At 41.8% G+C, this 19,476-nt stretch carries 21 protein-coding genes; 14 read left to right on the forward strand and 7 right to left on the reverse strand.

Going from position 1 to position 19,476, the window contains the following annotated elements; genetic code table 11:
- The first annotated feature begins 167 nt into the window (after positions 1–167).
- The 5 genes from RMZ95_RS03050 (at position 168) to RMZ95_RS03070 (ending at position 8,762) form a co-directional block, all read left to right on the forward strand.
- Positions 168–605, forward strand: a complete 438-nt coding sequence (locus RMZ95_RS03050) for a hypothetical protein (RefSeq protein ID WP_322685686.1) — start codon at positions 168–170, stop codon at positions 603–605.
- A gap of 163 nt (positions 606–768) precedes the next feature.
- Entirely contained in the window at positions 769–1,686 is a 918-nt protein-coding gene (locus RMZ95_RS03055) for a ParB N-terminal domain-containing protein (RefSeq protein WP_322685685.1), read from the forward strand.
- 1 nt (position 1,687) lies between these two features.
- Positions 1,688–2,362 (forward strand): hypothetical protein, encoded by a 675-nt coding sequence (locus tag RMZ95_RS03060; RefSeq protein ID WP_322685684.1) that lies wholly within the window; start codon positions 1,688–1,690, stop codon positions 2,360–2,362.
- Positions 2,363–2,912: 550 nt separating this feature from the next.
- On the forward strand, positions 2,913–5,948 hold the full coding sequence (locus RMZ95_RS03065) for a BPTD_3080 family restriction endonuclease (protein ID WP_322685683.1): 3,036 nt from the start codon (positions 2,913–2,915) through the stop codon (positions 5,946–5,948).
- A 39-nt stretch (positions 5,949–5,987) separates the two neighbouring features.
- Complete coding sequence (locus RMZ95_RS03070; RefSeq protein WP_322685682.1) at positions 5,988–8,762, forward strand: site-specific DNA-methyltransferase; 2,775 nt, start codon at positions 5,988–5,990, stop codon at positions 8,760–8,762.
- A gap of 35 nt (positions 8,763–8,797) precedes the next feature.
- Here RMZ95_RS03070 and RMZ95_RS03075 read toward each other — a convergent pair whose 3' ends face one another.
- Positions 8,798–9,037: a hypothetical protein gene (locus RMZ95_RS03075; RefSeq protein ID WP_322685681.1), complete on the reverse strand. Its 240-nt coding sequence runs from the start codon at positions 9,035–9,037 to the stop codon at positions 8,798–8,800.
- A gap of 80 nt (positions 9,038–9,117) precedes the next feature.
- On the opposite strand from RMZ95_RS03075, the gene RMZ95_RS03080 reads away from it, so the two are divergent.
- Together RMZ95_RS03080 and RMZ95_RS03085 are read left to right on the forward strand one after the other, a co-directional pair.
- A complete protein-coding gene (locus RMZ95_RS03080) occupies positions 9,118–9,825 on the forward strand; it encodes a hypothetical protein (RefSeq protein ID WP_322685680.1) in 708 nt (235 codons plus the stop codon).
- 96 nt (positions 9,826–9,921) lie between these two features.
- The gene (locus RMZ95_RS03085) at positions 9,922–10,293 is read left to right on the forward strand and encodes a hypothetical protein (protein ID WP_322685679.1); all 372 of its coding nucleotides are present in this window, start codon (positions 9,922–9,924) and stop codon (positions 10,291–10,293) included.
- A 142-nt stretch (positions 10,294–10,435) separates the two neighbouring features.
- Here RMZ95_RS03085 and RMZ95_RS03090 read toward each other — a convergent pair whose 3' ends face one another.
- Together RMZ95_RS03090 and RMZ95_RS03095 are read right to left on the reverse strand one after the other, a co-directional pair.
- On the reverse strand, positions 10,436–10,858 hold the full coding sequence (locus RMZ95_RS03090) for a hypothetical protein (RefSeq protein WP_409882139.1): 423 nt from the start codon (positions 10,856–10,858) through the stop codon (positions 10,436–10,438).
- Complete coding sequence (locus RMZ95_RS03095; RefSeq protein ID WP_322685677.1) at positions 10,812–11,297, reverse strand: hypothetical protein; 486 nt, start codon at positions 11,295–11,297, stop codon at positions 10,812–10,814. Before RMZ95_RS03095 ends, RMZ95_RS03090 begins: the two co-directional genes overlap by 47 nt.
- 530 nt (positions 11,298–11,827) lie before the next feature.
- Between RMZ95_RS03095 and RMZ95_RS03100 the strand changes: the two genes are divergently transcribed.
- Both RMZ95_RS03100 and RMZ95_RS03105 read left to right on the forward strand, forming a co-directional pair.
- The gene (locus RMZ95_RS03100; RefSeq protein WP_322685676.1) at positions 11,828–12,529 is read left to right on the forward strand and encodes a DUF433 domain-containing protein; all 702 of its coding nucleotides are present in this window, start codon (positions 11,828–11,830) and stop codon (positions 12,527–12,529) included.
- The gene (locus tag RMZ95_RS03105; protein ID WP_322685675.1) at positions 12,526–12,960 is read left to right on the forward strand and encodes a hypothetical protein; all 435 of its coding nucleotides are present in this window, start codon (positions 12,526–12,528) and stop codon (positions 12,958–12,960) included. Before RMZ95_RS03100 ends, RMZ95_RS03105 begins: the two co-directional genes overlap by 4 nt.
- 30 nt (positions 12,961–12,990) lie before the next feature.
- On the opposite strand, the gene RMZ95_RS03110 is transcribed toward RMZ95_RS03105, so the two are convergent.
- On the reverse strand, positions 12,991–13,236 hold the full coding sequence (locus RMZ95_RS03110) for a hypothetical protein (RefSeq protein WP_322685674.1): 246 nt from the start codon (positions 13,234–13,236) through the stop codon (positions 12,991–12,993).
- A gap of 232 nt (positions 13,237–13,468) precedes the next feature.
- Entirely contained in the window at positions 13,469–14,551 is a 1,083-nt protein-coding gene (locus RMZ95_RS03115) for a pentapeptide repeat-containing protein (protein WP_409882140.1), read from the reverse strand.
- Between the two features lie 165 nt (positions 14,552–14,716).
- On the opposite strand from RMZ95_RS03115, the gene RMZ95_RS03120 reads away from it, so the two are divergent.
- Positions 14,717–14,980, forward strand: a complete 264-nt coding sequence (locus RMZ95_RS03120; protein ID WP_322685672.1) for a TRADD-N-associated membrane domain-containing protein — start codon at positions 14,717–14,719, stop codon at positions 14,978–14,980.
- Between the two features lie 124 nt (positions 14,981–15,104).
- Here the strand turns inward: RMZ95_RS03120 and RMZ95_RS03125 are convergent, their stop codons facing one another.
- Positions 15,105–16,415 (reverse strand): pentapeptide repeat-containing protein, encoded by a 1,311-nt coding sequence (locus RMZ95_RS03125; protein ID WP_322685671.1) that lies wholly within the window; start codon positions 16,413–16,415, stop codon positions 15,105–15,107.
- A gap of 239 nt (positions 16,416–16,654) precedes the next feature.
- Here RMZ95_RS03125 and RMZ95_RS03130 point away from each other — a divergent pair, with 239 nt between their 5' ends.
- Positions 16,655–16,843 (forward strand): TRADD-N-associated membrane domain-containing protein, encoded by a 189-nt coding sequence (locus tag RMZ95_RS03130; RefSeq protein WP_409882144.1) that lies wholly within the window; start codon positions 16,655–16,657, stop codon positions 16,841–16,843.
- Positions 16,844–16,981: 138 nt separating this feature from the next.
- On the opposite strand, the gene RMZ95_RS03135 is transcribed toward RMZ95_RS03130, so the two are convergent.
- Positions 16,982–17,716, reverse strand: a complete 735-nt coding sequence (locus RMZ95_RS03135; protein WP_322685669.1) for a hypothetical protein — start codon at positions 17,714–17,716, stop codon at positions 16,982–16,984.
- 520 nt (positions 17,717–18,236) lie between these two features.
- Here RMZ95_RS03135 and RMZ95_RS03140 point away from each other — a divergent pair.
- The 3 genes from RMZ95_RS03140 (at position 18,237) to RMZ95_RS03150 (ending at position 19,374) form a co-directional block, all read left to right on the forward strand.
- Entirely contained in the window at positions 18,237–18,551 is a 315-nt protein-coding gene (locus RMZ95_RS03140; RefSeq protein ID WP_322685668.1) for a hypothetical protein, read from the forward strand.
- Between the two features lie 71 nt (positions 18,552–18,622).
- Entirely contained in the window at positions 18,623–18,847 is a 225-nt protein-coding gene (locus tag RMZ95_RS03145; RefSeq protein ID WP_322685667.1) for a hypothetical protein, read from the forward strand.
- Between the two features lie 188 nt (positions 18,848–19,035).
- Positions 19,036–19,374, forward strand: coding sequence for a hypothetical protein (locus RMZ95_RS03150; protein WP_322685666.1), 339 nt, complete (start codon positions 19,036–19,038; stop codon positions 19,372–19,374).
- Positions 19,375–19,476: the final 102 nt, after the last annotated feature.

The raw sequence follows: 19,476 nt of genomic DNA on the forward strand, positions 1-19,476 counted from the left end.
TGACTCCTGAATTCTTACATTTGATTATAAGTAATATCTCGCCTCACAGTAATTAACTAGAAATGAATTCCAGGTTGACTAAATCACCAAGCCTATATCTGCAATGGGCTTGGTGATTTAGGTGGAATAAATTTGCACCTAAATTGCCCCATTAATCAAAGTCCTCTATGCTTGATAAAATCCAGTTATGGCCGAATAAATCCAGGGTTTACAAGAAACGATTGACCAGTCTGTTTCGGGATGAATCAGATTTAGGAAATGAGCCTGGTAGCATGCCTTATAAGAGAAAATGCCTGCTAATTGATACTCCTGACTATGATACCGATTATGCTCTGATGGAATGCAGAGTTTTCAAACAATACATACAGCGGTTATTTCCCATACCGCAAGAATTAGAAGGTCAACTTTGTTATCGCATTAGAGGCTACAGATTTGATTTTGGCACTAAATACAAGGTGTCAATTTTGTACGATGACCGCAACTTAGATGCTTTTAACTTCGCTTGCAACATTGAACTGGCGGAGTTTCCCTCGGATTGGGATGAAATAGCCTTAAAAGATTTGCGTTCTTTAAGGCTAAGTTCTGCGCTCACTAATTTGGGTTAATGATTGTGCGTTTTCTTGCACTTTTACTCGCATTGCCAATAGTCTGACACAGTAATCATCCCGGATGCAATAAATATCCGTGAATTTCTGTGAGCTATTTAGTTGATTTACATTCTGGGCGTTAACTTGAAACGCCTAGAATATTTCCCTGCCTTGAGTAATTATGAAAATCACCAGAATCCGCATAAGCGAAATAGAAAAAGACATTGGTTTATTTCAGTTTCGTTCCGTAGCTTTTGACGAAGAAAGAGTGCAATGGCTAGTTGCTAATTGGAAACCTGAAGCCTTAGACCCAATAGATATTTGGCTTTCACCTGATAATAGAAAGGTGTTGATTGCTGGACATCACCGATTAGAGGCAATGACCCGCCGGGGTGACACTTCTACACCGTGTCGCGTTCACCAAATCAGTTTGCAATCAGCGCAAATGATGGCGTTGATGTCAAATGCCAATCGGTTGCAATACACCTCGTTTGAGTATGCAAGGTGTGTAGATTTCTTAGTTAATAAATGCGGTAAAAACTACCTGCAAGCTAGCGAAAGTTTAGCTATTAGTGAGGGAATGGCTCGAAAATACCATTCTCTTGTACACCTTCTAAAAACGGATTGGGAGGTACAAACAGACAAATTAGATTTACTTTCGCGTGCCTTTGAAGTGGCAAGCTTTATTCAAAACTATCCACTTAATCAAACGGAAATCCAGTCACTTTTTCAAATTACTGCCCAGTACGATTTAACAGCTAATCAAATTCGCCAACTGTTGCGGGATATTCGCCGTCAAAAGAACGAGCAATCCAACACTCAAGAAAGTTTATTTGACCTTGCGTCTTTTGGCTCACGCACCGCCAAGGCTTTGAAAGAGCGCACTTTTCTAGATAATTGTGCAGCTCAAACTTGGTGGTTGTACGAAATGATTACCGCCGAACGTCACCATGTTTTTCCAAATGAGATTAAAGAGCCGTTAATGAAAGATTTACGGCGAATTTATGCTCACTGCATTGGAGCGGAAGAAGCAGAAGTAGTGCCAGTTCGAGCCACCAAGAAGGGCAGGGCAATACCAGTATCTTACAACAAGGAATAAAATGGTTGAACGCAAATGGCATCCTCGCACTCGTCCCCAGGATGTGCGGGTGGGAAAGTATTTTGTGCTTTCCGATTTTCTTTACTCTCAAACTGCGACAACTCAAGGCATCCCTAATTGCCCTAGCAGCTGGACTGGGGTCGAAGTCATGGGACTCAAGGGATTGTGCAAGCACATCCTCGATCCTGTTGTTGAGAAGTTTGGCCCGACTAGTATCACTTTCGGATTTTGCTCACTCGAACTTTGGAAGTATTGGTATCCAAGCGTTGTCAGCCCTTTGGCGCTACATTTATTTCGCCCTCCCCAAGGAGGCATCGGCGGCGCTGCTGATATTTTTGTTCATGCTTACGTTGAACCGAGGACAGTGTTTAATTGGATTCGTCAAAACTGCACCTACGATCGCCTGATTATGTATCCGGGCAGTTCGATTATCTGCGTTGCCTGGTGCGAGGAAAAACCAAGATTTCACGCCAAGGAGTGGATATTTCCCAACGGTGCGGGAAATGCCGAATACGTTGACGCAGGCTGGGATAGCCCACCTGCCCCTAAGCCGAAAAAAGACCCTCCACAGTTTGAACAAGGACGACTATTTTGGCAACTCTCAATGTTGCAAGACTGTTCTTCCCTGCTAAATTACAACGCTAGTTTGGTATCTTTTCTAACTCAAAATAAATAGCTTGCAACCAACATGGAAGTTTTTCAAATTACTCAAACTCACATTAATGCTTTTCTCATTTTTGACAATGTTTTAATGCTAATTGAAAAGCTTTCTGAGTCTGAATGAAGATTACAAGTCGAATGTATAATATGCAAATTATGCGATCGCTCTCGCTTCTGGGACAAAGTGAGGAGCGATCACCCTCAAATAGCAACTTTTACCTCTGAGAATTCAAGTTTGACATTACTTAAAAAATTTCCTTGATTAAAGCAATTAATTTTCCTGCAAAAAATATAAATTAAGTATTTTCACTGCTAACAGCCAGATTGTGAATGGTTAATATGTAGCAAATAATCTAGCATCGGCTACTTAAGCTAGAAGCTAAAGTTTCTTTCGTTGAATGACTATTAAAAAACCCTTGGTCATCAAACAGTCAGAGGTGAGGCAGATCACTTCGTGATTTGGGGCTTGCCTTTGGGCTAATGGTCACTGCTTAGGGGGAAAATTTGTTAGCGAAGCATTTGTCGAACTAGAAAACAGGCAACAGGCTAAGCAAGAGGCAATCTAATTGAAGCAAGTTATTATTGAAAACCCCATTATTAACTCAGCCTTTTGTGAACCTAAGCAACATTTCCAATTTGATGACGATGGCATCACCGATAATATTGTTGAATCCCGCCGCATAAGCCATTACTTCATTCCCATTGCTCCACCGAAAAAGAAAGGTAAACAGAGTCAACAACTTGAACTAGACCTGGATGGCGAATGGACACAAGCCCGTGTCAAGCCAAATAAATTTATCAATGATGTGCGTGTCAAGGTGGGGCTGTGGAGACGTGGTGGTTATGTAGGTATTACTCCTACTACACGGCGACTACTGGAATATTGGCAAAATCCAGAGCGAGAAAGAAAGCTGTATTTCTGCCAAATTGAAGCTCTAGAGACGGTCATTTACATTACTGAGGTGGCGAAGAAGTACGGTGATAACTGGATTGAGAATGATTTGCGCCAAGTGAACGCAGATGCTAACCCGCTACTGTCTCGCATTGCTTGCAAAATGGCGACGGGTAGCGGTAAAACACTTGTGATGTCGATGATGATTGCTTGGCACACCCTTAATAAGATTGCCAATCCTCAAAACCGACTGTTTAGCGATGCCTTTTTGGTTGTTACACCAGGGATTACAGTGCGCGATCGCTTGCGGGTTCTCCAGCCCAATGATTCAGAAAACTACTATAAAAAAATGGACTTGGTACCACCGGATTTAATGCCGGAACTGGATAAAGCCAAGATTGTAATTACTAACTATCACGCTTTTCAATTGCGAGAACTCAACAGTGCTGGCAAGCTGACCAAAGATATTCTCTCTCAAGGTAAATATTGCGCGTTTACTGAAACACCAGATCAGATGGTGCGGCGTGTTTGTAAGGCTTTAGGCAATAAGAAAAACATCATCGTTATTAATGATGAGGCTCACCACTGCTATCGTCGGCGTGTGGGTGCTGACGATGATGTAAAGCTCAAAGGAGATGACCGCAAAGAATCTGAGAAACGGAATACTGAAGCAAGGCGATGGATTTCTGGCATTGAAGCGATTACTGCAAAAATTGGTGTCAAGGTTGTTTATGACCTTTCTGCTACTCCTTTCTTCTTGAAAGGTTCTGGATATCCAGAAGGTAATTTATTTCCTTGGGTGGTGTCAGACTTTTCTTTAATTGATGCCATTGAATCGGGTATTGTCAAAATCCCCCGTGTGCCTGTGTCAGATGACAACATGAAGGGGGAACTGCCAACTTACAGAAGTATCTGGCCTTTGATTCGTGACCATCTTCCAAAAAAAGGACGTGGCACTCAGGATGAAAGTAAATCAACACCTGACCCCAAACTCCCCAAAGAATTAGAGGGAGCATTACAAAGTCTCTACAGTAACTATGAAAAAGCTTACCAGCAGTGGGAGCAAAATACAGAGGCTCAAGCCAGAGGTATAACACCACCTGTATTTATTGTGGTCTGTAATAATACCAATGTTTCTAAGTTGGTTTATGATTACGTCTGCGGTTGGGATACTGGTAAAAAAACTCCAGACGAAAAACCAGTTTTAGCACCGGGGAGACTAAAACTATTTAGCAACGTTGAAAACGGTAACTGGTCAGCTAGACCTAACACCATTCTAGTAGACAGTGAGCAGTTAGAGTCAGGTGAAGCCATGAATGCTGATTTTAAGAAAATAGCAGCACGGGAAATTGAGGAATTTAAAGCTGAGTACCGAAAACGCTATCCAGGACAAGACCCAGACAAAATTAGCTCAGAAGACCTGCTGCGAGAGGTGCTTAATACAGTTGGTAAACCAGGCAAGTTGGGTGAACAAATCCGGTGTGTGATTTCTGTTTCAATGCTAACTGAGGGATGGGACGCTAACACTGTTACTCACATCTTGGGAGTGAGGGCATTTGGTACACAGTTATTATGTGAGCAGGTAGTTGGGCGGGGACTGCGACGGATAAGTTATGCAGTTAACGATCAAGGGATGTATGAACCAGAATATGCAGAGGTTTACGGCGTTCCCTTTGCTTTTATTCCTTGTGCTGGTGCTAACAAGAAACCTAAACCTGGACTTTTACCTACTCGTGTCCGTGCCTTAGAAGAACGCATTGATTTAGAGATTACTTTCCCGCGATTAACAGGTTATCGCTACGATATTACCCAAAAACAACTTAATGCTAATTTTAACGATGTTTGCTATGCTATTTCCCCCTCTGATATACCCACATTAACAGTCAATGCTCCCATTGTTGGACAGTCCAGTGTTCACACATTGGATGAATTGCGATCGCGGCGGGAACAAGAAGTGGCGTTTCTGCTGGCAAAGTTAACTTTAGAGAAATATTTCCGAGGGGATGGGATACAAAAAACTGACAAACCCAAAGAACATATTTTTGATGCTGACGTGCAAGCTTGGTTGTTTCCCCAAGTGCTGCGAATCAGTAAAGAGTGGATGCAACAGTGTGTTACCTACAAAGGCAATACTTACCCTCAGTTACTACTATTAACTGAGTTTGCCCATGATGCGGCAGATTGCATTTACCGAGCGATCGCATCTGGAGAAGCGCAAAAATCCTTAAAACCAACTCTGCGGCCCTATGACACCTTTGGTTCTACTCGTTATCTAGACTTTGACACAGCTCGTCCGGTTTATGCCACTGACCCCAACAAGTGCCATATTTCCCACGTAGTAGCTGATACCGATAGCTGGGAACAGAAGACAGCACAGGTGTTTGAAGAAATGGATGAAGTAGTCTGCTATGTCAAAAATCATAACCTGGGATTTACAATTCCCTACACCATTAACGGGGATCAAAAGAATTACATTCCTGATTTTATCGTGCGAATCCAAGACCGAAACGGGCATAAAGACCCGTTGAACTTGATTGTTGAGGTTTCAGGGGAAGCGCGGAAAGATAAAGCCGCTAAAGTTTCTACTGCTAGAAGTCTTTGGATACCAGCAGTAAATAATCATGGCAGTTTAGGACGTTGGGAATTTTTAGAAATTTCTGACCCGTGGGATACCCAGAATACTATTCGTCATGCTCTCAATCATGGCTAATTAACTAATTAACTAACTAATTAATTAAAAGTATTATTTATGGCTAAGAAAAAGAGTCTATCATCGACCCCAATTGAAACTGTTAAACACCAAGACAAACGGGCTAACATTCCCACTGAAGAATTAAAAGACTTCATGGCAGATGAACAAAAGAAACCCAAAGTTATTCTTTACCCCCGTGATACCTCACTAGATCCTCAGTTAGTCTGGAAAGGCAAGGATGAGCAAGACCAGCACCCCTTGGAAGTCCCGGCTTTACCGATGTATATCCAAGAGAAGGTTCACCCCCAGTCAATTATTCAAGAATTTCGCACCTATAGCCAAAAGCAACAGTCTGAAGTTCAGTTAAGTTTATTTAGTGACTTCAATGGGTTAAAGTTTGACCAACTGATTGATTTTTATCAGCACAAAGAAGGGGTCAAATGGGCAAACCGGATGATTCTGGGTGATTCACTACTGGTAATGAATTCATTGGCAGAGAAGGAGGGTTTAAAGGGAAAAGTGCAAATGATTTATCTTGACCCTCCTTATGGGATTAAGTTTGGCTCTAACTGGCAGGTTTCTACTAGGAAGCGGGATGTAAAGGACGGCAGTGTTGGGGATGCAACGAGACAACCAGAACAGATTAAGGCATTCCGTGACACTTGGGAGTTAGGGATTAATTCTTATTTAGCTTATTTGCGTGAACGCTTGGTGGTGGCAAGAGAGCTACTAACAGAAACAGGCAGTATTTTTGTGCAGATTGGAGATGAGAATGTACATTTAGTAAGGTGTTTGCTAGATGAGGTATTTGGAAGTGAGAATTTTGTTAGTCAAATTACATTTAGTAAAACTACTGGGTTTTCTGGTAACTATCTTTCATCAGTTTGTGACCAAATACTTTGGTATTCAAAATCAATAGAAAAGTTAAAATATCGACAGATATATAAAGAAAAAGATTCCTCTGCGGAAAACACATTTTCTATATATAGAAATGTATCAAGCATCTCAAATTTAAAAAATAAAATTTTTGGCGCGGAGCGCCTTGTGAGGTTAGCTGATCTAACCTCACAAGGCGCTCCTTCTAATTCTGCTGATACTCAAAAATTCTTTTTTGAAGGTAGAGAATGGTTTCCAGGGACAGGTTTACATTGGAAAACTACACTTAATGGGCTTACAAAATTAGCTCTGGCAGATCGCATTTCAATAACAGGAAAAACATTAGGTTATATCCGGTTTCTTGATGACTTTGCTGTTTATCCAATAGACAATACTTGGCGAGATACTGGAACAGGTAGCTTTACAGATCCAAAGATTTATGTAGTCCAAACAAACATTAAGGTTATTCAGCGTTGTTTGTTAATGACTACTGACCCCGGTGATTTAGTTCTAGACCCAACAATGGGCAGTGCTACAACTGCCTACGTTGCCGAACAGTGGGGTAGACGTTGGATTACCATCGACACCAGCCGAGTTGCTTTAGCCCTTGCCAGAACCCGCTTAATGTCTGCTAAATATCCCTACTACCTACTGGCTGACTCCCCCGAAGGCATAAACAAAGAATCTGTAATCACTGGGCAGCTTCCACCAACACAGCCAAAGACAGAAAACGATATCAGAAAAGGCTTTGTTTACAAGCGAGTTCCCCACGTTACCCTAAAAGCGATCGCTAATAATCCAGAAATTGACACCATCCATGCAAAATGGCAGCAGCAGCTAGACCCTATCCGCACCCAACTAAACCAACTGCTTAAAAAATCCTGGGAAGAATGGGAAATCCCACGCGAACCGGAAGCGAAATGGTCACAGGAAGCAAAGGAGCAACTGGCTAATTGGTGGGAGTTGCGACAAAAGCGCCAAAAAGAAATTGATGATGCGATTGCTCGTTACGCTGACACTGAAATCCTTTATGACCAACCCTATGAAGATAATAAGCGACTACGGGTAACTGGCCCCTTCACTGTTGAAAGCCTATCACCTCACCGTGTCCTATCCACAGACGATGAACGCCCCGCATCAGAAGCAGAAGGGCAACAGCAAGCATCTGACCAGTTTGAAATCAGGATTATTGAAAACCTGAAAAAAGCAGGTGTGCAAAACACAATTAAAAATGAACGTTTGAAATTTGACTTCCTAGAACCTCATGCTGGTACTTGGCTACAGGCAACAGGAGAGTATACAGATAAAGATGAAATAGTCAAACGGGTAGCTGTTTCCATTGGCCCAGAATACGGCACTGTTGGCAGTGAGCAAATTAAAGAAGCTGCCAAGGAAGCTGTCAAAGGAGTAGGGTATCATCTGCTGATTGTTTGCGGCTTTGGATTTGACCCTGGCGTTGCGGAAGAATCCAAGCGGTATGGCAACCTGACGGTTTTAACTACTCGCATGAATGCTGACTTACTGCTGGGTGATGAACTTCTCAAAAAAACGGGTGCTGGCAATTTGTTTATGGTGTTTGGTGAACCAGATATTGAAGTCAAACATCAAAATGACCAATTGCTAGTGACACTCAACGGTTTAGATATTTACGACCCCACTACTGGTGAAATTCGTAGCAGTTCTACCAATGACATCGCCTGCTGGTTCATTGACACTAACTACAACGGCGAAAGCTTTTTTGTACGCCATGCCTACTTTACAGGGGCTGACCAACCCTATGAAAAATTGAAACGTGCGCTCAAAGCTGAGGTTGATGAAGATGCTTGGTCAGCACTCTATTCCACCACTAGCTGTCCCTTTGATCCACCTAAAGGTAAAAGTGACAAGCCTGGGAAGATTGCCATTAAAGTAATTAACCACTACGGCGATGAAGTATTGAAGGTTTATCAGGTTTAGTGATGGGCGATGGGCGATCGCACTCCATTATCCCGCTATTTATCACCATTAACCCAACTAATACCTGCTTCTCTTGCAGCTTCACAAGTGTAAAAAATCTGCTGGGAGCCATATACCGAAGCATCTGGTCCAATCACGCGAAACTGCCAGCATTTACCAGGAGTGTAAAACACCAAAAGAATATAACTGTTGATTGCACAAATGTACTCGATCTGTAACTGGTTCATCCTGCCATTGTATGGGCGATGCCTGCGGCGGGCTGTTCGCTGACGCACTACAGTTCTGGAGTAAAGTGGGGGGCGATAACACCCCAGCCAATTAAATAAACATTGCAGCAAACTAGATAATTATTTATATGAGTGAACCTATTTCATTAACGGCACTTTTCGGGGGTTCTAAAGGATTTATTGATATTTCCATAAAACTAGCTAGAGCTTTAAAGCTAATAGAATCTATTGAAAGTCAACTTGACCTTTTGACACAGGTAGAATTTAATGCTGCTTGGAAAACACTTTTTCAAGCGTGTAATTCTAGTTCTTTTGATGAACAAAAGTCTGCTCTTATTAATGATGCCAGGACTGGTTTTACTAAAGCTACTTGCCTTGAAAAAAATGAGCGACTTTTTTATGCTCACGTAGGATTAGCAATTTGTCATTATTTACTTAATGATATTAACAATGCAAAAATAGCTTTAATAGGGGTAGCAAAAATTAGTATATATGAAGATATTTATCTAAAAAAAACAGAGTCTTCGCTTGGTTTTAATAAATATAGCCTTAGTTTCTATACAAATATATATCATCCTGTGAGTTGGTTAAATATCATAACAGCTATACCTGAGCTTCCATTGTTTTTAGCACAAAAACAAGAAATTAGAAAATATAATAAATTCAAAAATAATTTAGTTGGCGATATATATAAGAAAATAAATTCAGAAGAATCCGTAATTATAACAATAGCTAAAATTAATCAGCCAAGTGATGCATTTAAAACTTTAAAATCACAATTGTTAGAGTTAATAAAATTACAAAAGCAATGTCTAGAAATAGTAACTAATATTTAATGTCTGATAATGGATATTTTTAAAAAGCGATCGCTCTTAGTTGACAAACATGGTAACATTTTTTATTGTGTAATTTAGTTACTTGTTACCTAGTTTATGAGCAATCCAGGAGTTGGTGGGCGTGGCAAGAAAGCTCCCTACGAAAGCATACATCAGCGAACACCTATGCCCATTAAGCCGATGATGGAAGTTTTAGTTAGTCGTTACCGTGAGTTAGTCATGGATTACGCTGACCCGGAAGATCCGGCGCTCTTAGCACAAGTGGCAAGTGCTTTAGCACCTAGAAGTGGTGATAGTCATCAAGAATTAGAAGCAGCCCATCGAAAAGCGGAATCTCTACAGACTGAATTAAAAAATCTACAAAGAAAGCTTAATGAGCGCGACCAGATGCTATCGGAACTATTCACAATCCATGACAACTATGATGCTCAGGTTAAAGACAAAATCAAAAAAGCTTTAGATACATAGCCGTCTCTTACCCTGCCAACACGCCGCGATCGCTCTGTGTCTCCTCCCCTAACCCAATTGATGATGCGGCGAAGTTGATAAATGATATGTCACGAGGACAGGTAATGGCTGGGGGGATGTGAAAAATTTTTCAGAACCGAAGCTAGACTTGTTCTGGTTCTGCTTCTTGTTGAATGCCTACAAATTCTCTTCTTAAATCGTCGTCAGACGGTCTTGTACGAAATTCCTCGTGGGTGTATATCCACAATAGATAAACAACGCGCTTCGTCTCGTTGACCACATACATGAAGCGACATTTCTTCGCTGCTCCATCTAGCTCAGGCGCTCTGAACCGAATTTTTCTAAATTTAAAATCTGATTTATAGGTTCCTTTGGGAAAACCTTCATCCTCTGAAAATGAATTAGAGCTAGGATTCTCTCGGAGTTGACCTATATAGTCATTAACTAACTCCAAAAAAGAATTTCTAGCTCTTTCGTTTTTACGATAGTGACTTTTAATTAACTTTTCGAGGCTAATCTCAAACCTCTCTAATGGCTCTATCCGATATACTTCGCAACCAGTCACGGGTTTCCTCCGGCTTTAGCTCTTTACCCTGTATTGCACCTGAGTACAATTGTTCTAGGGTATCAGATAAAACCGCTTGATAATTGGGATCTTGTCGCTCAACAGCATCCAAAATAGTCTCAATCAGTGTATCCAAAGCTTTAACGCAAGACATGAAAGCTTCTGTTTGATTGGTTACGACTAAAAACAATAAATAAATTTTTGCCCAAATTTTGCTCTTTAAGCCGAACACACCTTTTGCTGGTGGTTCAAGCCAATCATATGCAAACTCTTTTAACCCTTCGCGGTCTTCAACAGAAAGATTGTCCCACTCCCGGTTAACTCTACTTGTTAACCGGCAAATCTTGGCAGTTAATTGCTCAAAATCCGATGATGGGCTGATCTTTCTTTGCCGGATCTGCTCAAATTCATGAGTAAAAATCACGATCGCAGTGGACACTGCTAAACTCTCCTGCTTTCTGTGTTTTGGAAGACACCAGCTAATAACTGTTTGACCTTGACAAACTATTATTTACAGCTTTTTTACCGCGTATATACGCGATACGCGTTCTCATCTTATTCTACGACAACAGATTGTTGCTGTCTTCCGCAGTCAACTGGAAGCGGATGTTTGATTATTTCTGTTACAGAAGCAATCAAAGCGCAATCAGCTTGCTTTACAATTGGATAACTAGTTATCCAATCAAGTCGAGCCTTTCAAGCAAGGCGATCGCTCCACTAACTGAAGAATTTTTCAACCACTGCGCCTTGTTATAGGTCATGCAAAGCAAGAATATTGCGACTGCGGCGATCGCTTATGACAAGAGCATACCTATGCGCTTGGACACTTAAGTATCCAATAGATAGCGATCGCTCCACTAAGAATAAGAATTTTTCGTAAAGCTAAGGCTCTACCTCTCATGTCAATATATATTGAGATTGAGATGATATTTGAGATAATAAAGTTAAGCATCTTTGGCAGGCACGCAAATGACTGAGCTTTACGGAGGAACCGATCCTAGAGATATTCCGACCTACTCCATTAGCGATGCCGCTCGTTATTTACGCATTCCAGCAGGCACAATTCGCTCTTGGACAGTTGGGCGATATTATCCGACTGCAAACGGTTCCAATTTCTTTAGACCCCTGATTCCAATTCGCGATCTCAAACCAAAACTTCTCTCATTCACCAACCTAGTTGAAGTTCATGTTTTAAGAGCGATTCGCAAACACCACAAAATTGACTTGAGATCGGTGCGAGATGCTCTTGATTTTATTGATGAACAGTTTCAAACGTCTCATCCCCTAGCACGTGAGCGTTTTCTTACCGATGGTGTTGACCTGTTTATTGAAAAATACGGCTCTCTGATTAAAGCCTCGAAAAGCGTGCAAACAGAAATGAAAGACGCCTTGAATGCCCATCTTGAGCGAATTGAGCCTGATGACACTGGGCTTGCGATTAAACTTTATCCCTTTACTCGCTCGTCAGAAGAAAACAATCCTCGCATTGTCGTCATTGATCCCCGAATTGCCTTTGGTCGTCTTATCATCGCTGGGACAGGAATTGCTACCCGCGTGTTAGCAGAACGTTATCAAGCAGGTGACTCAATTGACGATCTCGCTTATGATTATGAGTGCCCTCGTCTCAAAATTGAAGAGGCCATCCGGTGTGAACTACCTGCTGTTGCATGATTCAACCCCAGTCCATTACCTTTTTCGTAGATCGATGTCTAGGTAGCAGATGCATTGTAGAAACGCTTCAAGGAGCTGGCATCAACATCGAAATTCATGACGAACACTTTGATAAAGGTGCGGCTGATGTAGACTGGCTACCAGAAGTCGGCAAAAGGGGCTGGGTTGTTCTGACTAAAGATGCCAACATTGGTAAACATACTTTAGAAAGAATTGCCGTTGCCCGCGCTCAAATAAAAATGTTTGCACTCGCTTCTCAAAGCTTATCAGGAAGAGATATGGCTGCAATCTTTCTAAAAGCAATTGTTTCGATGCAAGAATTTGTCCGCGAACATCCCGCCCCCTTCATTGCCAAAATCTATCGGGATGGAAAAGTATCTATGTGGAAAGACGACCAGATGCTAACAGAAGAATTGAAGCGATTTTTATAAAATCATTCTTGCGATTGCCCAAACCCCAAATCACTTTTTGAGTAACTTCACGCTATTGAAAGCGATCGCCCCGTTCGAGGTGATGAAAAATTCTTCAGAAATGCTTTGTCCTATTGAATTCATAGGCTCCCAAATGCTTTTCAGGATTCGCTCTGTGCGCTTACCTGCTTTTGTCTGCATCTGCACGGGTTGTTGAGCAGAAGTCTGTCCAGGCGGTGAAAGTGACTGAGGAGCTTGAGGAGGCTGGGGGTTTTGTGGTTGAGTAGCGCTTATCAAGTTATTAAACAGATAGAAAAAAGAGAGCGCAAATTTAATAGCGTTCTGTTAGTTTATCAATCAACGAATTAGAGGAACTTGATTCTACTTGCCTTTCAAGTTGCGTTGAAGATGTAGCGATCGCTTTGGACAAAAGCATCCCTATGCGCTTGGATATCTAGGTATCCAATCCACTAGGCACAGTCAAAAGCGATCGTTGTTGGTTACGAAAAATTTTGGCTGGTATGCTTTCTTATTTTGGATTTAGAACCGGAGGGCGATGGCTAAAAATTGCCCCTCGTTGTTCTAGGTGATGCTTCATGTCCTCTGTAAGTCCTATGCTGCCTAAAAAAGAGGCACGTATAACAATAGCACGCTTCAAGTCGGCACCGCTCAGGTTGGCACCGCTCAGGTTGGCACTGAACAGGTTGGCACTGAACAGGTTGGCACCGCTCAGGTTAGCACCGCTCAGGTTGGCACTGAACAAATCAGCATAGATCAGGTTGGCACTGAACAGGTTGGCACTGCTCAGGTTGGCACCGCTCAGTTTGGCATCACTCAAGTCGGCATTGCTCAAGTCAGCATCACTCAAGTCGGCATTGCTCAAGTCAGCATCACTCAAGTCGGCACCGCTCAACTGTCGCATCATAACTGGCCGATCAACGATCTCCTGTACTAAACGCCATTTCTCATCAGACTCGCTACTTTCATCATCATTTGAGCTTTCGCTCAAAATTTGAACATCTTTAACAGGAAAACCTGTTACTGTTTTTAGTTCTCCTGATTTGATGCGAGATACAAGCTGTTCAATATCCTCTGGAGAACCTTCGACAAATAATCGGATGCTGCCTTCCTTGATATCAGTAATTTCTATAGTGTCACCTGAATATTCTCGTACAGCAGATTGAATAATTTTCCAGCTTTGAACTGAATGTATATCACCTTCTAAGGTGATAACTACTTTAATTTTTTTACTTTGTTTATCTATTACAGTTACTTTAAGGTGTTCTGGTTGCACTTGCTTTACCACCCCATCACTATCAGCGCTACTGTAACTACTTGTTGATAACTGCTTTGGTTGTCTTTCTTCTGTTAACCCCGTAATTTCTCTCCAATTCAACTTTAGTGCCTCACATATCCTTTTAAACGAATCAAGCTGAATTGGCTTACCCTGAAAAAATTTTGTCACTGTACTACGAGCCAACAGTTGAGACTTTGCAAAGTTCAATCTTGACTCAAACCCCATTCTCATCAATGCTTTTTCCGCCACCTCAAAACCTTCTCGAGATGCTGTAATAGTTATTTTCTTTTTTTTGCCAGGGCTTGGGTCTGTCATGGGCTAACCAGGGTATTTAAAACGCTTAGGCAATCAAAACTAAAGCATCAAACAATCATAGAGAACTCACAAGTCATTTACAACAGAATCTTTGTGTAATCAAGGTTGCAGGTTTTTGGCTCGACATTAGAAGTGTGAACCGAAACACAAAAAACAACAAAATCTATGAGTCATAAGCCAGTCGAATTTTACATTACCCAAGAACGCCTACGCCAAGCACGCTACAGCTTCAACCTTGCCCTAGTTGCCACTGCTTTATCTGCTTGCATTAGTCTTATCGGAGCCGGATTACTGTTGTCAGGCAAAGTTACAGAAGGAACTTTTACTGCTGTTGGAGGAATGACCGCTAGTGTGCGATGCATCCAGTTTGCTAAGGAAGCCAACGATAGGCTTGACAAAACTTTGACTGAGATCAAAGACGGAGATTAATAAGGACTGCTCAGGTTGCGATCGCTTTGCTTGAATGAAACCAAATCAACCAATACCTACCCGATAAAGGGTGGTTTTTGCTTGGGTAGCGATCGCTCTTGTGTAGGGGGTTATGAAGAATTTTTCATGTACGCGTTCTTATTTTAAATTGAGAAACAAAAAAAAGGCGAGCGCCAAAAATTGCTCCTCGTCGTTCTAGATCGCGCCTCATATTCTTTGTAAGTCCTATATTGCCTTCAAAAAAGGTGTTTACAACAATAGCATTCGTAAGGTTGGCACCTCTCAGGTTGGCATCAGTCAGGTTGGTACCAATCATGCTGGCAACAATCAGGTTGGCAAGAATCGCGTTGGTAATAACGTCGGTGGTTTCACTCACGATAAGAACAACGCCTATGGTAACAATCAGGTTGGCATCACTCAGGATGAGAACAGCGTAGATGGCTCCATTCAAGATGGCAACAATCAAGTTGGCAACAATCAGGATGACATCGCTCAGATTGGCAAGGGTCTGGTTGGCACCACTCAGATTGGCATGGCTCAGGTCGGCATCACTCAGGTCGACACCACTCAGGTTGGCACCACTCAGGTTGGCATGGCTCAGGTCAGCACCACTCAGGTTGGCATGGCTCAGGTCGGCATCTCTCAGGTCGGTACCTTTCAGGTCAGCACCTCTCAGGTCGGCATTGCTTAGGTCGGCACCGCTCAGGTCGGCATCGCTTAGATCAACACCACTCAAACGTCGCATCTTAACTGGCTGACTAACAATCTCTTGTATTAAACGCCATTTATCATCAGACTTAATGCTTTCATCATTTGAGTTTTCACTCGAAATTTGAACATCTTCAACAGGAAAACCTCTTACTGTTTTTAGTTCTCCAGATTTGATGCAAGATACAAGCCGATCAATATCCTCTGGAGAACCTTCTACAAATAATCTGATACTGCCTTCTTTGATATCAGTAATTTCTATAGAATTTCCTGAATATTCTCGCAAAACCAACTCAAGAATTTTTAAATTGTCAATTGAATTTATATGACCTTTTAATCTAATTTCAATTTTAACTGTTTTAGTTTGTTTATCGATTACAGTCACTTGAGTGTAAGGTATTTGCCTTGACTCTACCTCCTGATTGACCATAGAGCTACTGCAATCACTTTTGTGTAGTTGCTGCTCTAGTTGTTCTTCTGGCATTAGTGCAATTTCTCTCCAATTCAATTCCAGTGCATCACATATCCTTTTAAAGGAATCAAGCTGAATTGGTTTGCGCTGAAAAAAATTTGTCACTGTACTACGAGCCAACAGTTGAGACTTTGCAAAGTTCAATTTTGACTCAAACCCTAGCCGTCTCAAAGCTCTTTCTGCTTTGCTTTTGCCTTCTGGAGATGCAGCGTAAGTTATTTTTCTATTTTTTCTGCCAGGGCTTGGGTCTTCCATAGTCTGATAATGAGTATTTAAATCGCTTAGGCAATCAAAACTAAAGCATCAGACAATCATAGAGAAATCACAAGTCATTTACAACACAATCTTTGTATAGTCAAGGTTACAGGCGTTTGGCTCGATATTAAAAGTGTGAACTTGAACACATAAAAAACAAAATTTATGAGTCATAAGCCAGTCGAATTTACATTGCCCAAGAACGCCTACGCCAAGCACGCTACAGCTTCAACCTTGCTCTGGTTGCCACTGCTTTATCTGCTTGCATTAGCCTTATCGGAGCCGGATTGCTGCTGTCAGGCAAAGTTACAGAAGGAACTTTTACCACTGTTGGAGGAATGACCGCTAATGTGCGATGCATCCAGTTTGCTAAGGAAGCCAACGATAGGCTCGACAAAACTTTAGTCGAAATGAAGGACGGAGATTAAACAAACGCTGCTCAGATTGAGCGATCGTGCAAAGGTTTATCCTCAATCAGAAAGTTAACCTTGTTTAAGTCCCGTTAGACGTAAATTATAAATAACAACAACAAGGTCGCTTTTGTCCACCAAGGACGATTAAAGCTTTTAAGCTTTTACAGTCGGTGTGCTGTAAAGTCCGCCAAGGGTTTTATGTACCACGTTGCCCTTGCCAGATTCAGTTCCCTTGGGTCCACCTTCTGGTAGCCTGGGAGTGGAAGCACCTTGGAACAAAGCTGGCACAAAAGCTTTCCAATTCGCATCAGCATATTCCCGCAATTCAGAGCGAGCCTCGCCTTCAACCACAAATACTTTCTCGTTTTCTACTACTATTTGTTGGTCTTTAAGCAGAGTTTGCAAAACCTTTGGCACAGCCCCAGCTAAAGTTGCCGCCTCCGTTACTCCAAGCGATCGCGCCAAGGTCTGCTTTTGGGTTTCTAAATCAGTTAATTTTGTAGCATTCTCGGCAATAGTAGCTTCTAAAGTCGCAACTTTAGAAGTCGCTTCAGTTAGGGACGCTTCGTTGGTGGTGGATTTACCTTTCTCGGTTTCGAGGTCGCTTTTTGCTTGCTGCAATTGTCCGTGTAGGTTGCTGGCTTGACTTTTGAGTTCTGCTTCATTGGTTTCTAAAGTTTTGATCCGGGTTTGAAGATTTGCGATTTCAGTTCGCAGTTGCTCAATCTCAGCGGCGGTGGTGGTTTGTTCGCTGGTCGCACCTTTGAATTTCTGCCGCCAGCTTTGGGCTTCTTTGTTCACACCGCTAACATGACTGCGGATTGCCTCAGCCGCTTCTTTGCCGCCTTCCTGCTCATCCAGCCATCCCAGAGCTTGCGTATAGTCCATAAATAATAAATAAGATTATATACTTTTCGCCCCTTTATCTTACGAGCGGTCAAAATCCTTAAAATCGGTGCGTGTACTGATTTTTAATTTTTTTAACCGGAAAATACCGAAGACTTCGCAGACTAGCAAGATACAATTGTCTTGTTTGAATCGATTTTACGAAGCTGGGCTAATGCTTGATTTAGCCCAATTTGTAAAATCTCCAAAGATTTAGACATTAGTTTTTTTATTCACAAAGCATTTTTCTTAAAAGTTCGGCGATGCACCTCGCAGAACTTTTTTTGTGGGAATAGTTATTTTTTCTAATTCCCAGGAATCGTATTATTTTATGAATTTACAAATAATCGTAGTTTTATTTTTCCATATTTAAATGGATGTTCTGCGTCGTTATTCGTAGGGAGACATCTGGAAGCTGAAACCCTTATAGGTAAATAGTTTCAGGAGAATAAAATGTTGCAAGAAATCAAAAATTGTGTTAGGATCGAGATGTAGCAAACAATCAACCGCGAGGGAGATAGAAATGAGAGTATTTCAGATTGAACAGAAACAGATAGATGAAACTGAGGGATTGAGTGAGAAGGATTTGGGGAAGTGGTGTTACTCGGTAGAAGGAGAAGCTCTGGGCTTCTTTAATACATCGAAGGAAGCGATCGAATCCCAATTGAATATCGTGAAAGTTGGAAAGGATGATATTGATGCATCGGATTATTTGACAGAGGAGCATTTGGGGAAGTGGGCCTATGTGGGAGGGGCTGCGGATGGTTGGAAGTTGAAGGGATTCTATGGATCGCAGGCGGAAGCGATCGAGGGATATAAATTGAGCAGATCGATTTAGTAGATGTGGGGTCGGAGATCCGGCCCCGAATATATGGGTTTTGCAAATAACAAAAAAGGTTGGTTTGAGAGATGGAAGAATTAAAAGTTGAAAAGACAAAATTGGAAGTCAAAACGGTTAAGAATGGGGTGGGGTGTGCCTGTAATTTAGGTTCAGATTGTCAGGGTGAATTCCACATCGTTCCTGGAACTAATTGTCACGCTTGTTTGTTATGTTGTTACGCGCTTTTGGATGGAGAATTTGTATTTCTTCCCAATCACCCAGAATACGATCCTGCGCATCCATTGTTTAATTAATTGATATTGGGGGGGGTTCTCCCCCTCCCTGTTTTTAGGTTTTGGGGATTTGAGATATTTCAAATCCTCAATTTTAGGCTTTCTTTAATTCCCATATTCCCGAATCACCGAGCCTCATATCTGCATGGGGTTCGGTGATTTGGGTGGAATTTATTTTTACCCAGACTGTCAATTTAGTCGAGGTTTTTATGGAAGACGAATTGAGGCTTGGGTCTGTGCCAACAGAAGAAGGATATCAGCAGGCAGGAACTGCTAATTATCATGTCCGGGCGCAGAACGAAACCAAGATTTACAAAAAGCAATTGCTCCGCTTATTTCCCATTCCCACTTCCTTGAAAGGGAAAGTTGGCTTCCAGGTAAAGGTATTTACTGGGGAGAAGTGCCTTTTTTACGAAGTTGTAATTAAATACAACGGAGGTTTGCAAGACGCTACCCAATTTGCTGAAAACGTTAAAGCGAATTGCCCAACTGAATGGGACGAACAATCGATAGATGAATTGCGAGCGATGCATCTCATTCCTGACTAATTTCAACTGAGACAGACATTAAATAAAAGCTGTTTAAAAGTAAAACCCTGCTTCGTGCAGGGTTTATTATGCATCGTATTTACCTTGTTTAGTATAATGCTG

Origin of the sequence: Nostoc sp. DedQUE07 (genome assembly GCF_034530975.2) — a bacterium.
Taxonomy (GTDB): domain Bacteria; phylum Cyanobacteriota; class Cyanobacteriia; order Cyanobacteriales; family Nostocaceae; genus Nostoc.

What these genes read in the sequence shown, in the direction of transcription:
- RMZ95_RS03050 (WP_322685686.1), top strand. Translation starts at nt 168, where the DNA reads ATGCTTGATAAAATCCAGTTATGGCCGAATAAATCCAGGGTTTACAAG.
- RMZ95_RS03055 (WP_322685685.1), top strand. Translation starts at nt 769, where the DNA reads ATGAAAATCACCAGAATCCGCATAAGCGAAATAGAAAAAGACATTGGT.
- RMZ95_RS03060 (WP_322685684.1), top strand. Translation starts at nt 1,688, where the DNA reads ATGGTTGAACGCAAATGGCATCCTCGCACTCGTCCCCAGGATGTGCGG.
- RMZ95_RS03070 (WP_322685682.1), top strand. Translation starts at nt 5,988, where the DNA reads ATGGCTAAGAAAAAGAGTCTATCATCGACCCCAATTGAAACTGTTAAA.
- RMZ95_RS03080 (WP_322685680.1), top strand. Translation starts at nt 9,118, where the DNA reads ATGAGTGAACCTATTTCATTAACGGCACTTTTCGGGGGTTCTAAAGGA.
- RMZ95_RS03085 (WP_322685679.1), top strand. Translation starts at nt 9,922, where the DNA reads ATGAGCAATCCAGGAGTTGGTGGGCGTGGCAAGAAAGCTCCCTACGAA.
- RMZ95_RS03100 (WP_322685676.1), top strand. Translation starts at nt 11,828, where the DNA reads ATGACTGAGCTTTACGGAGGAACCGATCCTAGAGATATTCCGACCTAC.
- RMZ95_RS03105 (WP_322685675.1), top strand. Translation starts at nt 12,526, where the DNA reads ATGATTCAACCCCAGTCCATTACCTTTTTCGTAGATCGATGTCTAGGT.
- RMZ95_RS03115 (WP_409882140.1), bottom strand. Translation starts at nt 14,551, where the DNA reads ATGACAGACCCAAGCCCTGGCAAAAAAAAGAAAATAACTATTACAGCA.
- RMZ95_RS03120 (WP_322685672.1), top strand. Translation starts at nt 14,717, where the DNA reads ATGAGTCATAAGCCAGTCGAATTTTACATTACCCAAGAACGCCTACGC.
- RMZ95_RS03125 (WP_322685671.1), bottom strand. Translation starts at nt 16,415, where the DNA reads ATGGAAGACCCAAGCCCTGGCAGAAAAAATAGAAAAATAACTTACGCT.
- RMZ95_RS03135 (WP_322685669.1), bottom strand. Translation starts at nt 17,716, where the DNA reads ATGGACTATACGCAAGCTCTGGGATGGCTGGATGAGCAGGAAGGCGGC.
- RMZ95_RS03140 (WP_322685668.1), top strand. Translation starts at nt 18,237, where the DNA reads ATGAGAGTATTTCAGATTGAACAGAAACAGATAGATGAAACTGAGGGA.
- RMZ95_RS03145 (WP_322685667.1), top strand. Translation starts at nt 18,623, where the DNA reads ATGGAAGAATTAAAAGTTGAAAAGACAAAATTGGAAGTCAAAACGGTT.
- RMZ95_RS03150 (WP_322685666.1), top strand. Translation starts at nt 19,036, where the DNA reads ATGGAAGACGAATTGAGGCTTGGGTCTGTGCCAACAGAAGAAGGATAT.